Origin of the sequence: uncultured Vagococcus sp., assembly GCF_963518325.1 — a bacterium.
Taxonomy (GTDB): domain Bacteria; phylum Bacillota; class Bacilli; order Lactobacillales; family Vagococcaceae; genus Vagococcus_D.
The window spans coordinates 243,308-268,091 of sequence record NZ_CAUQJB010000004.1 but is presented as its reverse complement, the minus strand read 5'-3'; the positions used below and the strand labels follow the sequence as shown (position 1 = coordinate 268,091).

Here is a 24,784-nt window from a genome sequence, read left to right as displayed (position 1 = left end):
ATGAATATTAATTTATTACCGGATAAATTAATCAAAAATAGAGCGATTGACATTATGTTAATTGTATCAGGATTCGCGGCAATAATGACCATTCTTATTCTGATATTTCTCTTTTTAGTGTATCAATTAAATGTTACCAAATTCACTGGTCAGGTAGCTAACCAGCGAATGGAAAAAGTCACGCTTGAAAAAAAAGTAAAGGAATTACAGCAATCTCAGTTAATTGATTTACAAGAGGCTGTGGTTGGTTTAAAGGCGGAACAGCGATTAGCAGCATCTGTTATGACGACCTTTAGTGAGGTGGCGAAAAGCGTTGAAGTCACTTTGTTATCTTACGACTTATTCTTAGATGAACCCCTTGAACAGAATTTACAAGAAGTATTAGCGGAAGATGGTTCAAAATTGCTGCCGACCTTGACTTTAAGAATCAGAGGCGATTTTTATAATGGTGGTGATAGATTTAAAGAGGCAATTGAAAAAATTGAGTGGGTCTATGATTGTAAGCCAATGTCCACTACGAAAGAAGCTGATTATTCGGAATCGGAGTATACGCTTCGTTTAAAAAGAGATGAAGTCCCACTAACAGCCAGATCGGAGAAGACTGAAGATGACTAAAATTTCATTTTCCAAAAAGCATATGATTATTTCTGTTTTACTTGGAATAGCAATTATTGGAATGGCGATGCTTTTTTGGGGTATTTTGATTCAGCCTAAGGCGGCAAAAGTTGGAGAATTAAAAAAACAAATTGTGAGTTTAAGTGGCGAGATTCAAAATGAACAAATCAAGGTGGACGAATTAATAAATTTACCTGCTTTGTTGGAAACGTCCATGGTAACAGAGACTCCGAAGATTCCAAACGGCATGTCTCTAGCAGATTATTTTCAGGGATTGGCTCAAAAAAACACCGTCTCCTTGCAGCATATAACTTTTGAGGATAAGCCTTTTTTTCCAGAGGTGGTAGAAGGGAGTCCTGAAATGAGTGATAACCAGATACGAAGTCTGGTTATGAGCTTTGATGTTATTGGCGATACGGAGCCTAACTTATTGAGCTTTATTGAAAAGTTGGAAAATGATGATCGCTTTACAAAGGTCACTCAGGTGACTTATCGCCATAATCCAGATTCAATCGGTGAAGGGAGTTTTGCTTATTCCGCTACGATTAGTTTGAATATGTATTACTTGTCCCATTTCGAAACGGGCCAACCTTTAAGTGACGGCAGTCAAGGGGAGAAATAAAATGAGCGGAAGAGGTGTGTAAAATGTATCAGAGGAAAAGACGAGTTAGTAGTCATCGTCAAAAAAAGCATCTAAAAAAATTGGGAATACTTGTTGGTTTGGCAGCTTTAGCAGTAATGGGGGTGCTGGTCTATCAGACTTTTTTTAGTAAGTTGACGGCCTCCACAGTGATTAAAAAAGGGGAGTTTAGACTTACGGCTGATAATAAGTGGGATCCAACCGCAAAGAAAAATTATGCTGACTTAAAATGGGATGATGTTCCTAATCTAAGTCAGGGGGGGTATCAGTTGTATCAATCGGAAGACCAAGGCGTAAGCTGGGAAAATCGATCGGTTAATTTTGGTAAAGAGGTTAAGGTGTTAAATATTTACCCAGATAACGCGGCATCCAACACCCTAAAAAAATGGATGGATAATCCAGCGATTGGACTTGGGCTGATTAAAGTGACGTCAATCTCAATGGCAACATACAACAGTAACCCTAAGGGGGCGTTGATTAATGCCAAGGGTGATTACACTTATGATGTGTTGATGTTTGGAACTTGGGATTCAAATAACAGTCGCGATTTGAATGCTACCAGTCGGGATGAGACAAAGAAATTTATGGATTCAGGACGTGGGGTACTTTTTGGACATGATACGATTTGGTCGGCTCTAACCAATTTTGATACCTTTAAGACCTATTTAGGGATAACGACTTATTCAACGGGGACCAATAATCCGTGGAAAAAGGAATTGCGAATGGGAAGTAGCAAGGTTGTGGTCACTAATAATGGCTATTTGATGAAATACCCTCATGAACTGGCTAATAGTGTAGAGTTAACCATTCCTTTTGCCCACTCAGCTGCTCAGATGTCAGGGGTTAATACCAATACTAAGTGGCTTGAATTTAAGGCGCCTTTTGGTGTAACCAGTGCAGGTTCTGGGGGCAATTTGGTTAATGATAGCACCTATGGGACCAACAATCATTATTTATTAACTAAAGATAATTTAGGATTAATTCAGACGGGACATTCTAACGGTCAGTCCACTCAGGATGAAATGAAGATTTTAGTCAACTCATTGTATAATTTGGCTCAAGTGTCCCTTGATACCTTTGCCAGTGATCAAACGGTCAAAGATGATCTTGGGCCGGATAAACCTAGTAAACCGGTAATTAGAGCGGGACAGAATGGGGCCTTGACTATTAAAACAGATGCCGTTGACCGCGGCAAAGAGTATCAGTGGTACATCGATGCCAACACGAAAAATGCGGGAGTCAAAAAATCTGACACGGTGAAAGAAGTCATCCTTAGTAATATTGCTGGGTATTTTTATGAAATAACTGATTCGCCTACGTCTAATTTAAAAAACAAGGTGGAAGGGTACAAGGATTCCTTTGGTCGAATCGACAAAGGAAAATACGCTGCTTATGTGGCCCCGGATGATGATTCACTGACTTATACAACGGAAACGAACTTTACTGTACCTGGGGAAAAAGGGGCTAATAAGTACTTACACCTCCTAGCCGTTGATCGTGCCAATAATGTAGGGGAGATTGCCAGCCATCCGATTGATGAGTTGATTCAATACGTTGACTTTGAGATCGAACGAACCAAGGATGAAGCTAAAATAGTCAACTTGAAGCTGGATAACTATATTGACAATAAGATGCAATCATTGGAAATACTGATTCCTAAGGAGGGAGAGATTAAAAATTTTAGTAGTTTAACCCTACCGACTGGTTGGTTTTCTTTTGAAAATAGCGAACGAGAAGGGTTCCGCTCATTTACTTTTGCCATGGAGGGGAAAAATAATCTGGCAACCATTGATGGGTTTATTAAAGCGCTCCGAATTTCGTTAAAAGAACCTGTTAATCAAAGTGGCAGTATTAGGTTGATATTCCATGAAAAAGTTTATACCTCATGGACTGATGATCAGGGTGTGCCGCATTATTACACCTTTTTAAATAAGACCATGACGTGGCCACAAGCTTATAACGAGGCTAAAAAACAGTCTTATAAGAATTTGACGGGTTATCTGGCAACAGTGACAACTTCTGAGGAGCATGATTTTATTTATAACAATATTGCGAAAAAACCAGGCTGGCTAGGAGGCACTCGCTTGACTAAAACGTCAGCGGTTAACTCTTTAGTAAACGACGAGAGGAGTATTCCTGAAACCTTGTATGACAGTGGGAAAGGTCATTGGTATTGGAGCAATGGTCCAGAGTCAGGGATTACTTATCTGGATAAACCGACCTTCGATGGCGGAGGAAAGGCACCTGCAGGAATCTATGATGGGTGGGTCAGAAAGACGAACAGTGGGTCGGCAGTCGCTAATGAACCAAATAATAGTGGTGGGACGGAAAATGCGATGATTTTTGCGTTTAAAAACAAATGGTTCAATGATATTCCTTTTAACCACTTAGGAGGTAGTAATCAAGGCTACTATGTGGAATTTTCTCAGTATGGCAATCAACTGGAAAAAGAAGAGCTGACGGACTTGTCCTGGGAAGCGCCGATTCCTCAAAAAGTGGCATTAAAGGCCTATGATGAAAAAGGACAGCCTTTAGTCCAAGGGGATGTGATCTATGATCAAGCATTGCGAATTGGCAATCAACAGCAGGTTGAACCTAAAGGGATTCCCTTATATGAATTTGTTAAGGCCACGAATATGGATGGTACCGATCGGGGGTTGGCTTATGTGATTGGCAGTCGTTATCAGGAAGGCAAATTGGTCTATCGCCGGCGAGCGACTGCTCTTAATGTCAGACAACTTATTTTGGAGCAATCGAATAAAGTGGCGGTTCCTAATCAAGGAACGGTCCGAATTGAAAGTCATGACCATTCTACTAATAAAGTGACCAAAAAAATTGAGTCAGGTGTCAATAGCCAGATCGTTAGTTTTACGCCAATTGAGTTGCTGCTGGAAGAGGAAACAGAAACCTTTGGGGTTACGCCACTTAATCTGGGCTTTTATGAAGTGGCGGGCTATGTCCTAACGACGAAGGATGATCCTCATAAAGAAGCTGAAAAGAAACAGACCATCACCATTGACAGTCATTTGAGTACGGACTTTTGGTTGACCATCTATCTCAAACCTAAACTGGATAATGCCATTTACCTGTCCATGGTGAACGATCAGTTGCATGTCTACTATGCTAATGTGGCCTCGTTCACCGTCTATATTGATGGTGAGGCGTATAAAACATTTACTGTAAAAGACAGCCCAGTCGTGGAAACCAAAATTCTTGAAATACCGTTAAATCAAGCCAGAAATAAGATAGCCGTGACATACAAGGATAATAATGGTGATAAAAAGGAAGCTATTTGGAACAATAAGGACACGTGGAATGATGTAAAACCAGTTGATTAACGAGAAATAAAAGTGTGGCTTTCCTCAGGAGTCTATCAGGCCTTTGAGGAAGCCTGTCATAATTCAAGAAGGAGCAAGTGGATGCTAAGTATAAAGGATATTAAATTTAATGATCAAATGATTCTTAATGGAGGCAAGTTTATTTTGGTTAAGTTATTGCCGGTTTATGGTGAACAAAACAAAACAGGGAAAGAAGAACCTAGAATTGGGACTAAAATGATTGTTGCCTTAACGGCTCATCAGTTAAAAAAAATTGAAGTTATCATTGATGACATTGTGGTTTGTTCACCGTTTAATGAGTTGCAGCTAGCAGAAGTGGTTTTTAGTGATTTTGAAGGCTATTTTAGCCCTTTGGAAGGGGCTGAAACAACTGTATTTCATGGGTCGGCTAGTCGTTTTAAACTGGTAACGGATACTCGATCTTAATCAAAGTTCTGAGGGATAAATGGAAAGGTGGAAAATGATTATGGTAATAGGATACACAGCCAAAACAGGGTCAGCTGAGGAGTTGTCACTCCTTTATGGAACAGGGGAGTGTGAAGACGTGGTTCAACTTCGCGATTCACAAAATGAATTTCGTGAGTTTGAGAAATTCTTAACGGCGAATAAACAAAATCAAATTGTCTTGGTTAGTTTTTCAAGTATGGGGCTTCAATTGACACAAGTGGCTCGCTTGTTGGAGATGATCAAGGAAGAACCGATTCGCATTCATTTTATTAAGAAAGAACTAAGGTCTGATGAGCAATATTTAGCGTTATTATATGAGTTGGCGATTAATGAAAAAGAAGTTGTTAGTCGGCGAACTCGCCGTGGCTTGCGAGTGGCTCATCAAAAAGGAATTGTGGGTGGGCGGCCGACGATTACAAAAAAAACCATTGAAAAAATTCAGTATATTCATTTATCACAGAAAAAAACCATTCGTGAAATCTCTGATGAATGTGGTGTTTCTTTAGGAACCGTTCATAAGTATATCAATTTGATTAAGTAAAAATAGTTAAAGGGTTTTGGCAGGTCATAAGAGAAAGTTGAGGTAAGAAGACTAACGAGGATGAAAATGAAGATACTTTCTTATGAAGAATACAAACAATTAAAACGCGCTGTGATGGAGCTTAATTGGGTGTGGCGTCGCTATCGTCAAGATGATCCAGATGGTTGGTATGAGTTTAAATATCAGCATGTGGTCAATCCGTTTTTAGAAAACGACGGGGAAGAACACCTATTATCTCAGGCTTGTCATAAGCGCTTGACAAGACGGGTTAAATTGCCAGTGGTAGTTTACTTGACGTTAAAAGAATTAGCTGAAATTAGTGTGGAACTGCAAGATGTATTGGCTCATCCTCCTTATGGTTCCATTATGAAAGAAAAGGAGGAACGGGATAAAGAGCCAGAGGATGCTTATTAAAGAGGGGGGAGGGAAGTAATCATAATAAGCAGAATTAATCGTAAATCAAGGGGATGACAATAAAAAAGGGGGAAACGACAGATGACGACATATGGGTATGTTAGAAAAGGATTTCCAACAAGTGAAAAAGAACAATTAACAGGAATTTTATCTTATGGGTGTGATGAAGTCTTTTTAGAGTCACACTCCTTACGGGAGTTCAGAGAACTGGATGCCTTATTGGCTGTTCTAAAAAAAGGGGACGTGCTGGTTGTAACAAATTTAAAGGTCTTTGGAAAAAAATTTAAGGATTTTAACACAATTGTTGAAAGTTGTCGTAATAAGCACGTTCAGTTAATCAGTCTTGATGACCAATTGGACAGTCAAGAAGTCTATGGTTTTTATGAGTTACTTCATTTATTAGTGGAAACCGACTTTGCTTGCAGAAGTGAACGAACAAAACAGCAAATTCAGTTGTCACGTGAAATTGGCCAGACGATTGGCCGTCCTACAATAGGCCAAAAGAAGGTTGAACGGATTTATTATTTGTATCATGATAAAAAGTGGGCCATGCGTAAAATAGCAGCGGAATGTGATGTTTCGCTAGGAAGTGTTTATAAGTACATCCATCAGGACGCTCCGTGTCAGACACGAGAATCGGTGAGATAAGTTAGCTGTTATCGCAGGTTAGGAGGGAAAGAATGGCAATATACGGGTATGTTAGAAGAGAAGTGCCCCTTCCTACGAATGAACAATTAAAAATAATGGGGGATTATGACTGTCAGGAAATTTTTATTGAAAATAGAGAGTCTGTTGGTCGTGAAGAATTAGAAGTGCTTATGGAAAAGTTGAACGCACTAGATGTGGTTGTGATTGCTAGCTTACAAGTATTGGGTGAGGATGTTAATCACATCGTGAGTATCTTTGAACGTTTACGATACAAGCAGGTTCAAATTATCAGTTGGACGTCACAGTTGCATTTAAATTATTACAAACGAGTGAACGGTTTATTATAAAATAAAAGGAAGTGGGAAAGATGTCTGAGGTTGAGATCAAAGCCGTTGAAGAGCTACAGCGGATTATGGCGGAAATGATCATGCTTTTTAAAGAAGAACTGGCGGAAAAGAATCAGGCTCTGGTAGAAGCTGAAAAAAATCTGTCTTATCAGCGGTGGTTAACGATGGAAGCTAATGAGTATATTCAACAGTTAGAACAACGAGGATAGGGGAATTGTGCCCACTGAGGAACTAGAATGAAACTGACTTTTTTTGAAACACGTCTTAACAGGAGGGAGTGTCACTCGCCAACTGTCAAGTACGTGTTTTTCTAATACATTTGTTGAAAAAAAGCAAGAGCTGTTTGTTGCAATTTTAGTTCCCAACTGGATAAAAATTGCGACGAAACCATCTGTACTTAAGTGAAGTCTTTGATAATAATAGAAGGAGGCTGCCAAAAAAACGAATAACTATAGTGCGACTCCACAGCTCCTGAAACGCAGCTGTTCTCTTGATATGAAGGCGCATCAATTGAGAGAATAAGATGAAAAAGGCTTGTTTTGGGGTGTATCTTTGTATATGGGATTATAGACATTTTTTTTTAGAAAAAAAGCAGGTGGGAGTTCGGTTGTAGCGAAAGCAGACAAAAGATTGATTTAACTTCCTGTAGTAAAGGTAGTAACGGTTTGAAGAACCCTATACATCCAGAGCAATCTGAACTATGAGATAGAGGGCAAAAGGGAGGGCGATGTGACTGACAGGGCGTTATTTTCTATGGAAGTAGCAACTTAAAACGCAAGCCTGACTAAAAAAGGGGGAAAGGCGTTGGAAAAACTGATGAGCATTAAGTTTCAACACTCGGCTCAATCATTGACTCTGATTAGTCATTATCTAAGTGTTCGCTTATTCAGAAAGAAAATAGGGGAAATGTCATTTCCGTTTAAACTATTAGTTACCATGGTAGTGGCTCTTTTTATTGGTACGATGTTTAACGCCATACAAATGAAAAATGTTGACATCCTCGCGAAAATTATGCAATTGGTCGTTATCTTTATTAGCTTTTATTTAATGGCTGTGATGATTTGTTTTCTTCAATTAAAGAATTCTAATGATGAGCGGATTTTAGGCCCTCAAAAAGTGACAGTTGATGGAGAAGGCGTTTGCGTTTCATACGAGGGTTATACTAAAGAACACTTCAATTGGACGGCTATTCAGTCGATTTTTATGAGCAAACAGACACTCTATTTAATGACAGCTGAGATGGTAGGAATTTGTCTGCCTTTGGAAGCCTTGAGTGAGGGGGAGTTAACGGTTTTTTTTGAGATCGTGGAGTTGGCTGGCAAGAAAATGGAAAATTAACCATTAACGGAGTTGGTGTTATCTTTTTAAGGGGTGTAAGGTATTTATGGGCATTATTTTAGTGGCGGCCATGGTTGGATTGATTGTGAAGTAGGTTATGAGTCGGAGTAAGGGAGTTATTTACTGATCGATCAGCTGACAGGTATTTTTATTAAAATCCCCCTTATCGGTGGAAGACATAAGAATTAAAAATTGGATTGAAGAAAAATCGGATCTGTTATTCAAGTGCTAGTTGATTAGCAGCTATCACCAAAGATTGGTTTCCGAATGTAAAGGATGGAGAGAATGGATAAAGAGAGTATGATTCATGATTTTGCTTATTATAAGAGAACGATTGAGACAATTTATAAAAGGTATTATCAGAAAATGTTAATGGGGTTGACCATTTTGTTGGTTGTTGCTGGCATGTTGTTTTATGTTGGCGCGTCAAAAAGTATAGTCGGAATGAGTATGGTGCTAATTTTGGGAAGTATCGGGTTTGTTGTGAATCGATACAAGACATTGCCTCGCTTTATGGAAGATGAGGAAGCATTCACGAGCCTAGCTGAATTGTCTGAGGATAGCAATTATTATTATATTCCAAAGGAGCAATTAAAATTTTCAAAAAAGCATTCGCGAAATTTAACCTCGCAAAAACGAGGCATTACTTTTTTTATTGGGGTTCAACCTTTCAACATTTTTAACCCTGTCTATATTCGATATTATGATATGTTGGAAATGACTTATACGGAGAAATTTAAGTTGACGAAAAATAATGTGTCCTATGCTAGATCAAGGTGGAAATACAGAATGAAATCCTGGGTTGCGGCTATACCGGCTGTCTTGTTTTTTGTCTATCTCTTTTTCTTTCGGTTGTCATTTATCGGATCGGCCATTATGCGGATGATTTCAGCGATTTTTTAAGGGATGCAGAGTTTGTGTTTTTTAGTGTCATGGGATTAGGCGACAAGAAGAATCACATTCTAGTCAACAATAAAATGATGTTAAAAAAAGTGTGGTGATTTTCGGAGTTGTAGACTTTTTATTAGTATAGGGCAAAAGAGAGCGTATTTCTGATATCTCGATTGGCCGTGGTGATCTTGGTTTGCTAAACTAATTCTAGCAGGATAAAGTCTTGTGGCGCTATGATAAAGGAAAGCTTAAGCCAGACAAAACCTTATCTTAAGTCGGCGGGAAAGTTGGGATGATTTTAAAATCAAGAAGTCGCAGCGTTTTGGCCGAAGACGAAGAGAAGGCTATTTCTCTTACAAGGAGATGTTCCACTTGCTTCAGCAGGCACTCACTATAGCTTAGTAAAATCCAGTGACAATTTACTAAAGAAAAGCTTAATAAAACATCACAAGACCGTTATTTAATTGACCGGAGCTGTCTACTGCCATAGACTAAAGGAACTAAAGTAAAGGGAGGTAAGAGGAATGAAAGTGTTAGTCACAGGTGGCGCTGGTTACGTTGGTTCACATACGGTATTGGCGTTAATTAATGGGGGCCATCAAGTCATTGTCTTGGATAATTTACAAACAGGCCATAAGAAAGCGGTCAATCCTCAAGCTGTTTTTATCGAAGGAGATATCAGGGATAAAGAGGTGTTGCAAGCTATTTTAAGGGATGCGTCAATCGACGGTGTGATTCATTTTGCAGGGGATACTTTAGCAGGAGAGTCGATGACAGAACCACTAAACTATTTCAACAATAATGTCTCAGGTTTAGTAACACTATTGGAAACCATGAATGAATGCGGCGTTAAGCATATCGTCTTTTCTTCAAGTGCAGCTGTTTATGGGGAAACAGATGTGGAAATTATTTCTGAACTGGCGGATACTAACCCTCAGAATCCCTATGGTGAAAGTAAAGTGATGATGGAAAGGATCATGGAGTGGTCTCGTAAAGCCTACGGGATTAACTACGTGGCACTTCGTTATTTTAATGTGGCAGGAGCTGAGATGTCAGGATTGATCGGCGAAGATCATTCCCCTGAAACCCATTTGATTCCAGTTATTCTAGAAGTGGCGAGTAAGAAAAGAGTGGCTGCTAAAATATTCGGCAATGATTATGAGACGCCTGACGGAACAACGGTTCGCGATTTTGTTCATGTGATGGATATTGCCAACGCTCATATACTAGCGATGGCTTATATTTTAACAAATAATGTCAGTGACATCTTTAATGTTGGGAGCTCCACAGGTTTTTCAGTGTTTGAGATTATTAAAAGTGTGGAGCAGTATACCCATCAAGAAATTCCATTTGAGTTTGTGGCAAGAAGAGCCGGTGATTCCAAGCGTTTGGTTGCTTCAAGTCAAAAAGTGACGGCGTTATTACAATGGCAACCCCATTACACGAATCTGAAAGATATTATTGAGAGCGCCTGGAAATGGCATTCAGCTAAGCCAAATGGGTACGAGGATTAACGCAAGGGGTTCTCTTAAGCGTCATGTTCAAGGTTTTTTTGAGTTAATATGAAAAATAGTTCATATTTAATAACACAAAATGATTTTTTAAGTTAAATATCGATTATATTTTTTTGTGTACGTATTTTAAAAAAATACAACTTATCAGATAAATTGATAAAGTAATTGGACATTTTAGAGAGTCTAAATGATATTACTACTATTATCATGAAAAATATAGTATAATTCTGATGTTAAATAAAATAACGTTAGGAGAATTTCAATGAAATATGTCAAGATTGTTACATTAGCTGCCACTTTATTAGTTGTAGGAGGAGGTCTTGCTGCATGTAGTCCGGATAAAGGAACTTCTGAAAGCTCAAGTGCTTCTTCATCAGAGGTAACTAAAGAGAGCACATCTTCTGAAGATGTGGTAACTGGTGCGTCTATTAGTGATAAAGCAGATGTGATTGAAAAAGCTTTAAGTGCCGATGGAAATTGGATTGTAGCAGTAACTGGTGACGTGACCTTTGATAAGGACCTAACTGTAGCTGGTGAATTCCATGATAAAGGTGAAACATCAGGTGACATCTATCGTAAACTAGCTTTATACGCTCAAGATGACGATCGTAAAGTGACAGATGAGTACACAATTACTGCACCAAAAGTTATTGTTGAATCAGAAAACTTTAACATCGTTCACGGTACTGTCAAAGGTGATATCGAAGTTAAAGCGAATGGCTTTGTTTTAGATGCTGCTAAAGTAGATGGTAACATTGTCTTTGAAAAAGCTGAATACAAAGATTCAGCAGTATTAGATAAAGATGGTGCGTCAGTTACTGGCGAAACAACTGTCGCTGAATAAAATAGTGAACAATGAAATGGCTGGAGCTAACGCTTCCAGTCATTTTTTTTTATTGCTATCATAAAGGGTAGCAGTTAAGATAGAGATAGTGTTTTATGAAAGTGACGTGAAAAAAATGCGTAAAAGATGGACAACTGATCAAATATCCGATCAAACAGATCGAGTGATCATTGTGACAGGGGCTAGTAGTGGGATCGGTTATGAAACGGCTTGGGTATTAGCAGAAAAAGGAGCGACGGTGATTCTAGCTGTGCGTAATAGTCGTAAAGGCAAGTTGGCTGTCCAAAAGATACTATCAGGTGTTCCTCAGGCGAAGGTGAGGATGATGTTAGTGGATTTGGCTGATTTGGCAAGTGTTCAACGTTTTGCTAGTGAGTTTAAGGCGCAATATCTGCGCTTGGATGTACTAATTAATAATGCAGGGATTATGATTCTGCCTCTTCAATTGACACAAGATGGGTTTGAATCACAATTCGGAGCTAACCACCTAGGTCATTTTGCTTTAACAGGCTTGTTGTTGGACCGTCTCAAGGTTACCCCTCATTCAAGAGTGGTAACTATCAGTAGTTTAGCGGCTCATCACGCTAAGATTGATTTTGATAATTTGGATGGCCGGAAAGGCTATAAGGCAATTGAGTTTTATGGACAAAGTAAATTAGCTAATATGTTGTTTGCCAGAGAGCTGCAACGTCAATTAACTGCTAATCAACTGGAAACAATTAGTTTAACTTGTCACCCAGGCTTTTCCCAGTCTAATCTTTTTTCACGTGGCTCAGGGAAAACAGCCAATCCATTTTTGCGATTTTTACAAAATCGTGTGAGTCAACCGGCTAATATGGGCGCTTTACCTACGCTTTATGCGGCGACTGATGCAAGCGTGACAGGCGGCGAGTATATTGGCCCAGATGGTAAAAAAAAGCGCAGAGGCTACCCAAAACAGGATAGGATTATTGACGAGTTAGACAATCAACAGGTGTCTGAAAGACTGTGGCAAATTTCGGAAGAACTGACAGGTGTGACCTATCATTTTTAGTTGTTGGCCTTTATTGACAGATGAGCTAGTCTATTTGTTTATCTGATTTAATCATTGGCATGTCCGTTAGGGGGTGTCGATTTTTTTGAGGGGCTTTATGGTATAATAACTAGGAAATCCTTTAATCGTAGGGGTTGTGGATGATGTAAAACGCAACGAGGAGTGTAAGAAAATGAGTATCGTAATTCTGGCTGAAAAACCTAGCCAAGCATTGGCTTATGCAGGAGCCTTTCAACGGTCTGTTAAAAAAGATGGTTATTTTGCCATAACAGATGATCTGTTTCAAGAAGAAACGTTTATCACCTTTGGGTTTGGTCATTTGGTTGAACTGGCACCACCGGGGCATTATGAAGACAAGTGGAGCAAATGGAATTTGGCGAATTTGCCGATTTTTCCTGCCAAGTATGATTTTGTGGTGCCGAAGGACAAGAAAAAGCAGTTTAAGATTGTGGCGGATTTATTAAAGGCGGCTACGACGATCATTGTGGCAACGGATAGTGACCGTGAGGGGGAAAACATTGCCTGGTCGATCATTATTAAAGCCAATGCTTATAAAAAAAATAAATCGTATAAACGATTATGGATTAACAGTTTAGAGAAGGAATCAATTCGTCAAGGTTTTGGTGAGTTAAGGGAAGGGCTGGATTACATTCCCTATTATCAGGAGGCGCGGGCTCGGCAAATCAGTGATTGGTTAATCGGGATGAATGGTAGTCCCTTGTATAGTTTGGCTTTGCAGAAAAAAGGCATCCAAGGGGTCTTTTCTTTAGGCCGTGTGCAAACCCCGACTCTTTATCTGATTTATAAACGACAGTTGGAAATTGAAAACTTTAAGAAAACACCTTATTTTGAGGTGGAAAGTGACATTAAAGCGGCAGGTGGTATTTTTAAGGGGAGTCTAAGCCCCGCCAAACAGTTTAAAACCAGTGAGGATGTATTGGCATTTTTAGCCAGTAAACAGGCGATAGTAGGCGTCCAAGATGGAGTGATTGCTAATGTTGAAAAGCGGGACAAAAGGACCAGCAGTCCCATGTTGTACTCATTGAGCAGCTTGCAAAGTAAGGCTAATCAGCTTTTTAAAGCCAGTGCCAGTGACACCTTAAAGGCGGTTCAGAGTTTGTACGAGGCCAAGCTTTTGACCTATCCACGGACTGACACACCTTATATTACGATGAATGAATTCAATTATCTAAAGGATAAACTGCCGACTTATAAATCTTTTTTGGGAATTGATTATGAGACCCCTCAAACTCAGCCTCGCAAGCGTTATGTGGACGATAAAAAAGTCCAAGAGCATCACGGGATTATTTTGACGAAGCAAGTTCCTAGCAAGGAGCGTTTTAGTAAGTTGCCTCCTTTGCAACAAAAAATTTATACGTTGATTGCCAAAACCACGGTTGCCATGTTTTTACCGGATTATGAGTATTTAGAGACAGTGATTGACACGAAAGTCGCTGAGTTGCTATTTAAAACTAAGGGGCAAGTGCCAACGGTCCAAGGGTGGAAGCAATTATTTGGAAAAGAAGATAAAAAAGAGAAAACTGTTTTATTGCCAAAGGTCGTAACGGGTGAGACAATTTTAGCGAATATTCGCTTAGTGGAAAAAGAAACACAGCCACCGAAGCCTTATACTGAAGGAACGCTAATCACGGCTATGAAAACAGCTGGTAAGACAGTCGATGATGAAAAGGCTCAAGAGATGCTCAAGGAAATTGAAGGAATTGGTACAGAAGCTACCCGAGCGTCGATTATTGAAACCATTAAAAATCGGGACTATATTCAAGCACAAAAAAACAATTTGATTGTGACGGAAAAGGGCAAGGTTTTGTGTCTGGCGATTGAAAGTGAACCGTTGCTGGCCAGTGCTGAAATGACGGCTAAGTGGGAAACTTATTTAAAGAAAATCGGTCGCAAAGAAGGAGACGCGGATATTTTCCTGGCTAATATTCAGAAATTTATCACTCACTTAATTGAGGCAGTTCCCAGTCAAGTTGACCGTGTGGATTTTTCTTCGTATGAAGTAAAAGAAGGGTTTAAGTCCAAGTATAAGTCGAAGCGAACGGTGGTTGGCAAGTGTCCAAAATGTGGCGGTTCCATGGTATCGAAAGGTGAATTTTATGGGTGTGGTAGCTATCCGAACTGCAAGTACACCATGGCCAATCATTTTAGACAAAAAAAATTAACGAAAAAAAATTTAAAAGAATTGTTGGAAGGTAACGAAACGTTGGTGACAGGTATTAAAAAACCGGATAAATCAACCTATAATGCGACGATTAAAGCCAACGAAAAAGGTTATTTGGATGCGATCTCCTTTGCAAATCCTAGTCGGACAACAGAATAAGTAACACTTGTTTAAGCGGAAGAATGGCCACTTGTGGGGGTTCTTCCGCTTATTTTGAGATCGGGCTGACAGTTTAAGATGAAAAAATGACCGTTTAGGTTGGAAAGTCCTTTTACCGAGCTAATTATTTTAAAATAAAAATGGAAAGCGTTACTTTAGTTTAAGAAGGTCTACTCATACTGCGATATTCGGGAATCAGAACGAAGAGCATTGGTAGTGGGCTCAAAATCAGGAGGTGTTGTGTCATGGAAAAGAAAGAAATGAGTCACATTGGGTTTGGCTTAACGCTTATTGTTTTATTGGGACAGGTAGTCTCAGTTGGATTGATGAGTCTTGCCCCGGGAATATTTTCAGGCGTGATTGGGGGAATGATGTCAAGTTACATTGGGATGTATCTGATTGGTGTGCCACTACTGTTATGGTTAACACGACAGATGTCACGAGCAACCTTATCAAAAAAAGCTTCTCCGACAGTCAAAGAATGGCTAAGGCTATCCATCTTAGCAATCGGAGCGTCGTCTTTTATTAATCTTAGTTTTAATGTGTTGTTCATGCAGTTTACAGGTAAAAATGGTAATGTGGCTGGAGAAAGCATTTCTCAACTAGGTCTTATTCAGAACTTGGTCATCGTAGTTATTTTAGCACCTATTATTGAGGAGCTTCTATTTAGACAGTTGTTTTACAAATTGTTAGCCTCTTTCGGAAAGAAGAATTTTATCATTGTGAGCAGTGTGTGTTTTGGCTTGTTTCATCAGAATATTAGTCAGAGTTTATACGCCACGGTTTTGGGGATTGTCTTAGGGGGATTGCTTTGGCAGACTGGCAATATTCTTTACCCCATCTTGTTTCACATTATGTTTAATTTTATCAGTGGTTTTTTACCGATGCTGGTCGGCACAAACACCATTGGGATTAGTATTTTAAGTGTGTGGCTATTACTCGTAATTAGCGGTTTTGTGGTGATGATGGTTCAGATGATTCGTAAGAAAGAATTTGGTTTCTTAAAAGAGAATGTCACGCCAAATAATCAAGTCCCTACTCGAGAGTTATTTTTGAATCCCGGGATGATAGTGTATAGTCTAATTTGCGTGGGAATGATGGTCATGATTTTGGTTGCCCAATTGAGTTAGAAAGGCTAGTATGAGACGGCTTTATGGGTGAATTGGCTAGCTAAAAGTAGGCAAGAGGAAACAGAATGAGAAATGATGGTGGGGATTGATGTGATAGTGCAAAATAAATTCGTTAACAAAGGGCGAATTGGCTCCTAGGAGAAACGGGCAATCCAGTAGTGCTTTTGGCGGAAGTGAAAAGCTATTCGGACGACACATTAGTTAAAAGACAACTGGAAAAGTCTGAATGCCATTATATTAAAACCATCGAATCCCCGTGTCTACAGTTGATTCAATGGTTTTAAATAGATTAGTTAGATTGGATGAATGAAAGGGCTAAAGATGATGGGAAACGTAAGGGTGGCCATTGAGGAATTAAACGCTTCCGATTGGTTTCTGGATATCACATAGAGAGGGAGCTAATCTTACACTCAATCAAAGGGTAGTGTTAGTAGCTCATTGGATTGTCCTTACTATTTAGCACTGCGCAATGCGTTTTTTTGAATGTCACTGTTCATACTTTTTTACAACTAACTGGAATAGTTATGTGCCAATCTGTTCGCGCGATAGATATATCGCTATGGCCGACGATTTTTAGATAGAAATGTCTGATTGACATATTCAATCTTAGTTTATTTAAGAGGAGGCTGGCTTTTTTTTTTAGGACAAAAAAGTCATTGAATGACCAAAAGGTACATTCAATGACTTTTTGGATATATAAATCACTTCCGCTAGATTCTAGACGGTGTCTACCTTAGCTAATGTTGAGTGTTCAAATAATCAACTGCTTTTTTCAGTCGGCTTAAGCCATCCAATAATTTAGTCTGAGAGCAGCCAAGGTTTAAGCGCAAGAAATGTTCACCAGTCGTTCCATAGGTGGCACCTGGCATAATTGCGACTTTTCCAATGGTAATGAGGGCTTGTTGGAGTTGTTCGCTAGTGTATGGCAGTTGGCTAACATCTAACCAGGCCAAGTAGGTGGCTTCACTATGAGCTAGGGTGATGGTTGGTAAATGTGTCTCTAAATAGTCTTCGACAACCGTGAAGTTAGAATCGATATACTCATTTAGTTCATCCACCCAGTAGTTGCAGTGATTGTAAGCTTCCACAGTGGCGTACATGCCAAAGATACTGCTGGATGAGAGGCCGTCTTTTTCTTTTAATTGTCTTAAAAAAGTCTCTCTGACAGCTGGATCGGGGATGATAACGTAAGAGAAAATCAGCCCTGGTATATTAAAGGTTTTACTGGCTGACGTGCAGATGGCCATCTTGTTTGTACTTAATTCGGTCAAAGGAATGTGCTGTTGTCCTTGACGCAACACGTCCATGTGAATATCATCAGAAATCAGAAAGACATGATGTTTATGGCACAACTCAATGAGTTGCTCTAGTTCTTCTTTGCGCCATACTCGACCTGTGGGATTGTGGGGGCTACAAAGTAAGAGTATTTTAGTTGTTGGAACGGCAAGTTGGGTGTCTAATAAAGCAAAATCAATCTCATAGTGACCATTTTCATAGCTTAATGGATTTTCAATCACTTGTCGATTATTGGCGTTAATGGTTTTGTAAAATGCGTCGTAGGCAGGGGTCTGAATTAAGACCCCATCGCCTTCCTGAGATTGACTGTTGATTAATTGACTAATGGAATAAATGACAGATGGGCTGTAAACTAGCCAGTCACTGTTTAATTGGCAATGAAAACGGCTGTCGTACCAATGAAGAACGGCGTCTTTAAAGGTGTGGTGATTCCATCGGGTGTAGCCAAAGATGTCGTGTTCCATGCGTTTTTTCAGACTGTCAGTTATTTCGACAGGGACGCTAAAATCGGTATCGGAGACGGAAAAAGGTAAAAGTTTTTTTTCGCCAAAACGATCTTCGATATAGTCCCACTGTGTACAAAACGTTCCTAGTCGGTTGGTTACTTTATCAAATTTGTTTTTCACTATTATCTCTTCCTTTATTCCATCATGCGTTCGATGGCATTTTTAACACTGGCAACTTGGCTACCGATAATAACTTGAACATTGTGATCGTCTAATTTAACGACTCCTAATGCGCCTAATTGTTTTAGTTCGGCTTCTTGTACTAGACTCATATCAGAGACGACTAGACGTAATCGGGTGATACAGTTATCCAATGAATCGATATTTGTTTTGCCGCCAAGAGCCATCAGAATGCCTTCGTTATCGTACTTGCCTTTTTTCTTAAAGGCAGCTTCGTCATCGCTGACTTGGATGTCTTGTTTTTCACGTCCAGGTGTGTTGATGTTGAATTTTTTAATCGCAAAGGTAAAGACGCTGTAATAAATTGCGAACCAAATGGCTCCTACGATTAAGACTAGATACCATTTCGTATCTGTCCCTTGAAGAACGCCAAAGATGATAAAGTCTAAGATACCACCATCAGTATTGCCAATAGTGACGCCTAAAATGGCCATGACCATAAAGCCTAAGCCGGTCATAATGGCATGGAAGGCATACAATAAAGGTGCTGCAAATAGGAAGAGGAACTCAATTGGTTCGGTAATTCCTGTTACAAATGTGGCGAATACGCCGGATAATAGTAAGCCTTTAACCATGCGACGGTTTTCAGGACGTGCTGTCCGATACATAGCTAAGGCAGCGGCTGGTAAACCAAACATGAAGGTTGGCATTTTTCCTTGTGACAGGAAGGCGGTAGCTGCGGGACTAATGGGTTCACCGCTAGCTAATTGTGCATAAAAGATATTGAGCGCGCCAGAGACGGTTTCCCCATCGACAATTTGCGTGCCACCAGCTTCAGTAAAGCGGATCATGGCGACTAAGATGTGGTGAAGGCCGAATGGCAAAAGAATCCGTTCCCCTGTCCCGAAAAGCATGGGACCAAAAACGCCAGATTTTTGAATTAATTGACCGATGCCAGTAATGGCAATCGCAAAGATAGGCCAGATAAGGGGGATGATCAGACCAGTAATTCCTAATGCAACGGCCGAGATAATTGGGACAAACCGTGAGCCGCCGAAGAAGGCAAAGGCATCGGGCAATACAATATCATAAAATTTATTGTGGAGTAAGTAAACGATAATCCCCACGATAATGCCACCTAGTACACCCATTTCGATGGTTTGAATCCCCATGACAAAACTTTGACCAACTTCTTTCACTTGGTCTGCTTCAACAATTCGATTGTTAAGGGTTAAATAAAAATTAATGGATAAGTTCATCACAACGAAGCCGACAAATCCAGAGAAGGCGGCAACGCCTTTTTCATAGCGGACAAGACCTAGAGGAATTGCCATGGCGAACATAATTGGCAGATACGTAAAAGCAAAACCACCAATCGTCGACATAAATTGGAAGGTTACTTGTAACCATTCCTGATTTAAAAAAGGTAAAACATCAAGGGTAGTAGGTGAGGTAAAGGCACTACCAATCCCTAAAAATAACCCCATGCAGGCTAACAATGCAATCGGTAACATAAACGTCTTGCCTAAACCTTGAAAAAATTCCCAAAAGGACTGCTTTTTCTTCATTCGATTCACTCCATTTTTTTCTAGGAAAACTATTCCTAAATTGATAACCCCAGTGTACTCCTCTGATTTCGCTTTCACAATGAGTCTGGGGTATTAAGAATGGTGTTACATTTTCTGTATGAGTTTACAGCCCGTGACTTTCCAAGATATAGGCGTGAACGATGTACTCTAGTCCCAGGCTTAATGGCACTCGTGAACTGAGGTCAAGGGTGTCCAAGTAACGTGTTTCAATCGTGACGGGGCAGTTGAGCGTGGCTCGCTGGGCTAAGGTATTGTGGGTATCACCAGTAATGGCTAAAATAGGCACCTGATTATTAGTTAGAATGGTCGTATATTCCATGATGTGCAAGGTTTCGCCACTGTAAGAGACAACTACCGCCAAATCAGCAGAAGTCATGGCTTGAGCGACTGCTCGTAGCTCATCCCAGTCTTCACGGGCGTTACTGGGACGTCCAGCAAAGGTCAGTTTACGGGCAGCTTCGACGCAGTTGGTGTAAGAGGCGCCAACCCCAATAAATTCAATCGTGCGACTATCTTGAATCATTTTCATGGCTTTATCTAAATCAAAGGTTGCTAATTGGTTCAGAGTTCCTGTGACTTCACGTAAAACTCGCTGACTGGTCCCATTGATTGGCGAGTCTTCGCTAATGACCTTTGGTTCTGTTGGTTTTCGTGAGACGTATTGGGTTAAGACGATGCGCAATTCCTGATAACCTGAATAGCCAAGGGCTTTACAGGTTCGACTGATGGTAGCAGTAGAGGCGTAGATTTTTTTTGAAAGTTCTTCCAAAGTGGATTCGACAACCTCCCTAGGGTGTTCCATCATATATTCTAAGACTTGGTTTTCTAAGCGGCTTAGTTGTTCTTTGCGTTGAATGAGTCGTTTGAAAAATAGTTCCATGTTGTGTTCTCCTAAGTGTGGTTTTTAATCCGATAATTGACAGGTTAGGAAGGATTATAGAATCTGCTAATCGTTCAGGCAGGTCGGTATAACCCCTCATCATTACGAGACATTTGGTTCTTAATTCGGCTGACTAAAAGGATAGGTTGTGATGATTTGGCCAACTAAAGGGCACCATTTGTATATAGTTATATTTTACCATAGTCTTTAGAAGGGGGAATAATTAGTTTTGTGGAAATCGAAGAGACGCCCCAACTCTTTGCAGGAGTGAGGGCGTTACTGGTAGTAGCTAGTTAAATACGCGGATTAGGTAATCAAGGGAAAGTCCAGCCGTAGAAGGAAGGCGACTATCGGCTTCTCTCATAGATGTGGCATCGCCTACGCCGACTGAAAACATGTTGGCTCCATTAATACTTTGAATGCCAGCTGCAGAATCCTCAATTCCTATTAAGTCGCTGGGAGATAGACCGAGAACTTCAGCAGACCGCGTGAAGATCTCTGGATCGGGCTTGCCATTTGCCAGGCTATCTGGGTCAATGATTGCGTCAAAATAGTCTTTGATACCTAAACCATCTAAGATAATGGGTGCATTTTTACTGGCAGAGGCGATCACTAGTTGAATCTTGGCTTCTTTCAGTTCTACTAGTAAATCACTAATTCCCGGTAAGATATCTTTTGGAGAAATCTTTTTGATGAGTGATAAGTAATGAGCATTTTTTTTAGCAGCCAGCTCCTTTTTTTGCGTGTCAGAAAGCTGGTTCTCTTTGTTTCCAAAGGCTAATATTTTTTCTAGGGAGGCCATTCGGGAAATCCCTTTTAGTTCCTCGTTAAACTGGCGGTCAATCGAAATTCCTAAGTCTTTTCCTAGGGCTTTCCAAGCTTGGTAATGATAGTTGGCAGTATCGGTAATGACACCATCTAGATCAAAGGCAATTGCTTTAAACATGTAATTATTCCTCCTAAAACGTTTTTGTTAAATTGAATAATACCTGATAAAAAAATATTTTACAAGTCGAAAAATAAAAAAATGGTTGATTTTGATTTTAAACGTGCTATAATTTGACTCATATACCGAAAAGGTTTTCGCTGAAAGGAGTTGACAGAAATGAGTTGGCAAAATTTTATCTTGCGAACCTTAAGTTTTTTGATTGATCTTGTGTTGGTCTATCTTCCGGTCCTAGCAATTTGCGTCCTGGTGTTTGATATCCCCTTTAAAGTCAGTGACTTATATGGACAAGCAATGTTTGTTGCGTATAACATTCTTTTTTCAGATAGTTTCAAGCGAACTTTAGGTAAGAAGCTTGGTAGAATGGTGACAGTTTATCAGGACGGAGTGAAAGCACCTCTGGTTAAGAAAGGGATGAGGGAGGCCGCGAAATTGTTATATTTTTTACCTTACGTAGGTCCTGTCTTCGTGCTTCTTAGTGTGGTGGTGTTAAAAATGAAAGGCAAAGCCCTTCATGATTATCTTGGAGAATCAGAGGTAATCCTAGAGCGAATGGCCTTGGAAGGAGAGCTGAAATGAGCGTAGTGGCAGTAGCAGTAGACCCTCTAGCCAAAAATGGCTTAGCTAATTTGAATACAACCAGCTTGGTTTTAGCATCACTTGTTATGTTGATGGCCTGTTATATCATTGCCTTTCGCCATCGCAAACATTATGATGCTAAAGAGTTATTAAGAGAGTTTGGCTGGTTTAGTTTGTTTTTTACAGTGGGAGCATTGGTGCTTCAACTAAAGATCATCTTGATTATTGGTTTGTTATTGGCTGGTTTAATTGTGACAGCATTGCGGTCCAATCATTATTTCTATCAACGCTAATTTTTTTTAATGGTTACTAAAACGTTTTAGTTAGGAGAGTTACTGTATGAATTCAAGTGTTAGACTACCCGAGGAAACTTCTTGGATAATTGAAGAGTCTTTTTTTAACCCTGAGTGGTTAGGCAAGTATGAGTCGATTATGTGTTTGGGAAATGGCTATATGGGCCAACGTGGTACCACAGAAGAAAACTATTTAAATGAAGTGAGAAATACCTTTGTCGCTGGGACTTTCAACAAATTTGATGAACAGGAAGTAACCGAATTGCCTAATCTTCCTGATTTGATTCAGATGAAAATTAAAGTGGATCAGGACTGGTTGGATTTAACTCAAGGCAAGATTAGTGATTATACGCGGCGATTAAATCTTAAGACGGGGGAGTTAAGTCGTTCCTTTACCTGGCGAACACCTGGTGGAAAAGTGGTTTCCTTTCAATTTAGTCGCTTTATCTCAATGGATCAACGGCATTTAATGGGTCAGAAAGTCATCATTAAAGCCTTGGGCAATCCCATTGACTTGGAACTTGTTTCGGGTATAGACGGTCAGCAAACCAATAGTGGCTCACAACATTTTTCAGAAGGGGAAAAACACCTGTTTGAAGGTCGGTTTATGCAAATGACCTCAGAGACCACGCAATCGGCTATTGATGTGGTTCAGACTACTGTCCATCATTTTTCTGTGGCCTCAGATCAATTAAAATCACGGATTGAGATGCGCCGGCGTCAAATTTACAATAAGTACTGGCTAAGTCTGGAAGAGGGGCAAGAGCTGACAATTGAAAAAGTGTCAACGATTCATACGAGCCGTGATTTGGAACATGAGGGCCAAGGGCTAAAAGCAATTGAAGCCAAGGGGTTAAGTGAGTTAAAAGAGGCGGAAGAAAAAGGCTTTGATCGATTGTTGGCAGAGTCAGCTGAAGCTTGGAATCGAAAGGTTTGGCGGATTGCCCCAATTACGATTACCTCAAGTAATCATCAGGATCAAGTGGCACTTAATTTCGCTAAGTATCATTTACATGTGATGACACCTGCCCATGATAATCGCATGAATATTGGGGCTAAGGGCTTGTCTGGTGAAGGCTATAAGGGACACACTTTTTGGGACACGGAGATTTTTATGTTGCCTTATTTTACCTACACTCATCCGGAGATTGCCCGAGGATTGCTGGAATTTCGTTATCACGGGTTACAGGGAGCTCATCGTAAAGCTGAAGAAAATGGCTACGAAGGGGCACAATTCCCCTGGGAGTCTGCTTGGATTGAAGATGGTGAAACGACACCCGTTTGGGGGGCTGCTGATATTGTGACAGGAAAAGCCACCAAAATATGGTCTGGATTTATCGAACAGCACATTACGAGTGATGTAGCTTACGGAGTTAATCAGTATGTGGAAGCAGTTGGCGATCAGGGATTCTTGGAAACCAAAGGCTATGAGATTATTTTGGATACGGCTAAGTTTTGGGCGAGTCGTCTGGAGTGGGACGAGGCAACTGAGACATATCATATTAATGAAGTGATTGGTCCAGATGAGTATAAGGAGCATGTGGATAATAATGCCTTTACTAACTATACGGCAAAATGGAACATTCAAAAAGCGATTGGTATTTATGAAGAGCTGAAGAAATCGAAACCAGTGCTTTTTGACTTCTTGTCTCAAAAGTTGGCCTTGGAACGGGTTTATCCTGAGTGGCTCGCGAAGGTGGATAAATTAGTTATTCCAGAACCAAATCAGGATCTGGTTATTCCGCAGGATGACACTTATTTAAGCAAAAAAATAATTCCCTTAGAGTCATACAAGCAAGATGAGCAAGTCGGAACCTTGTTCCATAAATACAATTTAGAACAAGTGAATAACATGCAAATTACTAAGCAGGCAGATGTTTTGTTACTTATTTACTTATTTGAACATCTTTTTTCAGAGGAAGTTAAATTGGCAAACTGGCATTATTATGAGCCTAAAACCATGCATGATTCATCCTTATCCCTTTCGACTCACAGTGCCTTAGCTGCGGATTTAGGTGAGATTGAGTTGTCTTATGACTTGTTTAAAGAAGCGACTAATATTGATATGGGGCCAGCTATGACCTCTTCTGATGAAGGGATTCATGCCGCTTCATTAGGTGGTATTTGGTTGATGACGGTCTTTGGTTTTGGCGGTGTTCGTGCGTTAGATGGCCAACTGCGTATTAATCCTCATTTACCTAAAGCTTGGCAAGAACTGCGTTACAGTATCTTCTGGCATCAAAATGAACTGGAAATGTTGGTGACGACAGACGAGCTGATTGTTACCAATAAAAATCAAATTAGTCCAGTTACCTTTACGACTCGTGGATGTGAGTATACAGTCCTTGATTCGGTGACTATTTCTTTAAGTTAACATCGTCGTTTAGCCAGTTCTTGCTAAACGATCAAGGACAAACATTAACGGTTCAGCTAAAGGATGCTGAACGGACCACTTTTTGCTAAGAATTATCTGTTGGAATTGTTTTACCGATGT

At 40.0% G+C, this 24,784-nt stretch carries 23 protein-coding genes; 19 read left to right on the top strand and 4 right to left on the bottom strand.

What is annotated here, in order from left to right; translation table 11 throughout:
* The 16 genes from RWN13_RS06065 to RWN13_RS05990 all read left to right on the top strand — a co-directional run bounded on the left by RWN13_RS06065 (nucleotide 1) and on the right by RWN13_RS05990 (nucleotide 16,081).
* Entirely contained in the window at nucleotides 1-615 is a 615-nt protein-coding gene (locus tag RWN13_RS06065; protein WP_314061530.1) for a hypothetical protein, read from the top strand.
* The gene (locus RWN13_RS06060; RefSeq protein WP_314061529.1) at nucleotides 608-1,237 is read left to right on the top strand and encodes a hypothetical protein; all 630 of its coding nucleotides are present in this window, start codon (nucleotides 608-610) and stop codon (nucleotides 1,235-1,237) included. The genes RWN13_RS06065 and RWN13_RS06060 overlap by 8 nt, the downstream gene beginning before the upstream one ends.
* Before the next feature lie 23 nt (nucleotides 1,238-1,260).
* Nucleotides 1,261-4,593: a hypothetical protein gene (locus RWN13_RS06055; protein WP_314061527.1), complete on the top strand. Its 3,333-nt coding sequence runs from the start codon at nucleotides 1,261-1,263 to the stop codon at nucleotides 4,591-4,593.
* Between the two features lie 81 nt (nucleotides 4,594-4,674).
* Nucleotides 4,675-5,019 carry a hypothetical protein gene (locus tag RWN13_RS06050; RefSeq protein ID WP_314061525.1) on the top strand — a complete coding sequence of 115 codons (345 nt, stop codon included), beginning with the start codon at nucleotides 4,675-4,677 and terminating at the stop codon, nucleotides 5,017-5,019.
* A 40-nt stretch (nucleotides 5,020-5,059) separates the two neighbouring features.
* Nucleotides 5,060-5,581: a hypothetical protein gene (locus RWN13_RS06045; RefSeq protein ID WP_314061524.1), complete on the top strand. Its 522-nt coding sequence runs from the start codon at nucleotides 5,060-5,062 to the stop codon at nucleotides 5,579-5,581.
* Nucleotides 5,582-5,641: 60 nt separating this feature from the next.
* Entirely contained in the window at nucleotides 5,642-5,995 is a 354-nt protein-coding gene (locus tag RWN13_RS06040; RefSeq protein ID WP_314061523.1) for a hypothetical protein, read from the top strand.
* Between the two features lie 81 nt (nucleotides 5,996-6,076).
* The gene (locus tag RWN13_RS06035) at nucleotides 6,077-6,643 is read left to right on the top strand and encodes a recombinase family protein (RefSeq protein ID WP_314061522.1); all 567 of its coding nucleotides are present in this window, start codon (nucleotides 6,077-6,079) and stop codon (nucleotides 6,641-6,643) included.
* 32 nt (nucleotides 6,644-6,675) lie between these two features.
* The gene (locus RWN13_RS06030; protein ID WP_314061521.1) at nucleotides 6,676-6,990 is read left to right on the top strand and encodes a recombinase family protein; all 315 of its coding nucleotides are present in this window, start codon (nucleotides 6,676-6,678) and stop codon (nucleotides 6,988-6,990) included.
* Nucleotides 6,991-7,010: 20 nt separating this feature from the next.
* Nucleotides 7,011-7,199: a hypothetical protein gene (locus RWN13_RS06025; RefSeq protein WP_314061519.1), complete on the top strand. Its 189-nt coding sequence runs from the start codon at nucleotides 7,011-7,013 to the stop codon at nucleotides 7,197-7,199.
* Nucleotides 7,200-7,794: 595 nt separating this feature from the next.
* Entirely contained in the window at nucleotides 7,795-8,328 is a 534-nt protein-coding gene (locus tag RWN13_RS06020) for a hypothetical protein (protein ID WP_314061518.1), read from the top strand.
* A gap of 285 nt (nucleotides 8,329-8,613) precedes the next feature.
* A complete protein-coding gene (locus RWN13_RS06015; RefSeq protein ID WP_314061516.1) occupies nucleotides 8,614-9,231 on the top strand; it encodes a hypothetical protein in 618 nt (205 codons plus the stop codon).
* A 512-nt stretch (nucleotides 9,232-9,743) separates the two neighbouring features.
* The gene (gene galE / locus RWN13_RS06010) at nucleotides 9,744-10,733 is read left to right on the top strand and encodes a UDP-glucose 4-epimerase GalE (RefSeq protein WP_314061515.1); all 990 of its coding nucleotides are present in this window, start codon (nucleotides 9,744-9,746) and stop codon (nucleotides 10,731-10,733) included.
* A gap of 262 nt (nucleotides 10,734-10,995) precedes the next feature.
* Nucleotides 10,996-11,577 carry a polymer-forming cytoskeletal protein gene (locus RWN13_RS06005; RefSeq protein WP_314061513.1) on the top strand — a complete coding sequence of 194 codons (582 nt, stop codon included), beginning with the start codon at nucleotides 10,996-10,998 and terminating at the stop codon, nucleotides 11,575-11,577.
* Between the two features lie 115 nt (nucleotides 11,578-11,692).
* Nucleotides 11,693-12,610, top strand: coding sequence for an oxidoreductase (locus tag RWN13_RS06000; protein ID WP_314061512.1), 918 nt, complete (start codon nucleotides 11,693-11,695; stop codon nucleotides 12,608-12,610).
* Nucleotides 12,611-12,782: 172 nt separating this feature from the next.
* Complete coding sequence (locus tag RWN13_RS05995) at nucleotides 12,783-14,951, top strand: DNA topoisomerase 3 (protein WP_314061511.1); 2,169 nt, start codon at nucleotides 12,783-12,785, stop codon at nucleotides 14,949-14,951.
* 245 nt (nucleotides 14,952-15,196) lie between these two features.
* On the top strand, nucleotides 15,197-16,081 hold the full coding sequence (locus RWN13_RS05990) for a type II CAAX endopeptidase family protein (RefSeq protein WP_314061510.1): 885 nt from the start codon (nucleotides 15,197-15,199) through the stop codon (nucleotides 16,079-16,081).
* A gap of 737 nt (nucleotides 16,082-16,818) precedes the next feature.
* Here RWN13_RS05990 and RWN13_RS05985 read toward each other — a convergent pair.
* The 4 genes from RWN13_RS05985 to pgmB all read right to left on the bottom strand — a co-directional run bounded on the left by RWN13_RS05985 (nucleotide 16,819) and on the right by pgmB (nucleotide 21,418).
* The gene (locus tag RWN13_RS05985; RefSeq protein ID WP_314061576.1) at nucleotides 16,819-18,006 is read right to left on the bottom strand and encodes a MalY/PatB family protein; all 1,188 of its coding nucleotides are present in this window, start codon (nucleotides 18,004-18,006) and stop codon (nucleotides 16,819-16,821) included.
* An 11-nt stretch (nucleotides 18,007-18,017) separates the two neighbouring features.
* Nucleotides 18,018-19,571, bottom strand: a complete 1,554-nt coding sequence (malX, locus tag RWN13_RS05980) for a maltose/glucose-specific PTS transporter subunit IIBC (RefSeq protein WP_399553635.1) — start codon at nucleotides 19,569-19,571, stop codon at nucleotides 18,018-18,020.
* Between the two features lie 124 nt (nucleotides 19,572-19,695).
* Nucleotides 19,696-20,472, bottom strand: a complete 777-nt coding sequence (locus tag RWN13_RS05975) for a MurR/RpiR family transcriptional regulator (RefSeq protein WP_314061506.1) — start codon at nucleotides 20,470-20,472, stop codon at nucleotides 19,696-19,698.
* 289 nt (nucleotides 20,473-20,761) lie between these two features.
* A complete protein-coding gene (gene pgmB / locus RWN13_RS05970; RefSeq protein WP_314061504.1) occupies nucleotides 20,762-21,418 on the bottom strand; it encodes a beta-phosphoglucomutase in 657 nt (218 codons plus the stop codon).
* Nucleotides 21,419-21,577: 159 nt separating this feature from the next.
* Here pgmB and RWN13_RS05965 point away from each other — a divergent pair, with 159 nt between their 5' ends.
* The 3 genes from RWN13_RS05965 to RWN13_RS05955 are packed head-to-tail and all read left to right on the top strand — an operon-like array spanning nucleotide 21,578 to nucleotide 24,664.
* Nucleotides 21,578-21,997 (top strand): RDD family protein, encoded by a 420-nt coding sequence (locus RWN13_RS05965; protein ID WP_314061501.1) that lies wholly within the window; start codon nucleotides 21,578-21,580, stop codon nucleotides 21,995-21,997.
* Nucleotides 21,994-22,290 (top strand): hypothetical protein, encoded by a 297-nt coding sequence (locus tag RWN13_RS05960; protein WP_314061498.1) that lies wholly within the window; start codon nucleotides 21,994-21,996, stop codon nucleotides 22,288-22,290. The genes RWN13_RS05965 and RWN13_RS05960 overlap by 4 nt, the downstream gene beginning before the upstream one ends.
* 46 nt (nucleotides 22,291-22,336) lie before the next feature.
* Entirely contained in the window at nucleotides 22,337-24,664 is a 2,328-nt protein-coding gene (locus RWN13_RS05955) for a glycosyl hydrolase family 65 protein (protein ID WP_314061497.1), read from the top strand.
* The last annotated feature ends 120 nt before the right edge of the window (nucleotides 24,665-24,784 follow it).

Coding starts and splice junctions, on each gene's coding strand:
- RWN13_RS06035 (WP_314061522.1), top strand. CDS start 6,077: ATGACGACATATGGGTATGTTAGAAAAGGATTTCCAACAAGTGAAAAA.
- RWN13_RS05975 (WP_314061506.1), bottom strand. CDS start 20,472: ATGGAACTATTTTTCAAACGACTCATTCAACGCAAAGAACAACTAAGC.
- RWN13_RS06065 (WP_314061530.1), top strand. CDS start 1: ATGAATATTAATTTATTACCGGATAAATTAATCAAAAATAGAGCGATT.
- RWN13_RS06005 (WP_314061513.1), top strand. CDS start 10,996: ATGAAATATGTCAAGATTGTTACATTAGCTGCCACTTTATTAGTTGTA.
- RWN13_RS06025 (WP_314061519.1), top strand. CDS start 7,011: ATGTCTGAGGTTGAGATCAAAGCCGTTGAAGAGCTACAGCGGATTATG.
- galE (WP_314061515.1), top strand. CDS start 9,744: ATGAAAGTGTTAGTCACAGGTGGCGCTGGTTACGTTGGTTCACATACG.
- RWN13_RS05955 (WP_314061497.1), top strand. CDS start 22,337: ATGAATTCAAGTGTTAGACTACCCGAGGAAACTTCTTGGATAATTGAA.
- RWN13_RS05990 (WP_314061510.1), top strand. CDS start 15,197: ATGGAAAAGAAAGAAATGAGTCACATTGGGTTTGGCTTAACGCTTATT.
- RWN13_RS05960 (WP_314061498.1), top strand. CDS start 21,994: ATGAGCGTAGTGGCAGTAGCAGTAGACCCTCTAGCCAAAAATGGCTTA.
- RWN13_RS06030 (WP_314061521.1), top strand. CDS start 6,676: ATGGCAATATACGGGTATGTTAGAAGAGAAGTGCCCCTTCCTACGAAT.
- pgmB (WP_314061504.1), bottom strand. CDS start 21,418: ATGTTTAAAGCAATTGCCTTTGATCTAGATGGTGTCATTACCGATACT.
- RWN13_RS05995 (WP_314061511.1), top strand. CDS start 12,783: ATGAGTATCGTAATTCTGGCTGAAAAACCTAGCCAAGCATTGGCTTAT.
- RWN13_RS05965 (WP_314061501.1), top strand. CDS start 21,578: ATGAGTTGGCAAAATTTTATCTTGCGAACCTTAAGTTTTTTGATTGAT.
- RWN13_RS06000 (WP_314061512.1), top strand. CDS start 11,693: ATGCGTAAAAGATGGACAACTGATCAAATATCCGATCAAACAGATCGA.
- RWN13_RS06055 (WP_314061527.1), top strand. CDS start 1,261: ATGTATCAGAGGAAAAGACGAGTTAGTAGTCATCGTCAAAAAAAGCAT.
- RWN13_RS06060 (WP_314061529.1), top strand. CDS start 608: ATGACTAAAATTTCATTTTCCAAAAAGCATATGATTATTTCTGTTTTA.
- malX (WP_399553635.1), bottom strand. CDS start 19,571: ATGAAGAAAAAGCAGTCCTTTTGGGAATTTTTTCAAGGTTTAGGCAAG.
- RWN13_RS06040 (WP_314061523.1), top strand. CDS start 5,642: ATGAAAATGAAGATACTTTCTTATGAAGAATACAAACAATTAAAACGC.
- RWN13_RS06045 (WP_314061524.1), top strand. CDS start 5,060: ATGGTAATAGGATACACAGCCAAAACAGGGTCAGCTGAGGAGTTGTCA.
- RWN13_RS06015 (WP_314061516.1), top strand. CDS start 8,614: ATGGATAAAGAGAGTATGATTCATGATTTTGCTTATTATAAGAGAACG.
- RWN13_RS06050 (WP_314061525.1), top strand. CDS start 4,675: ATGCTAAGTATAAAGGATATTAAATTTAATGATCAAATGATTCTTAAT.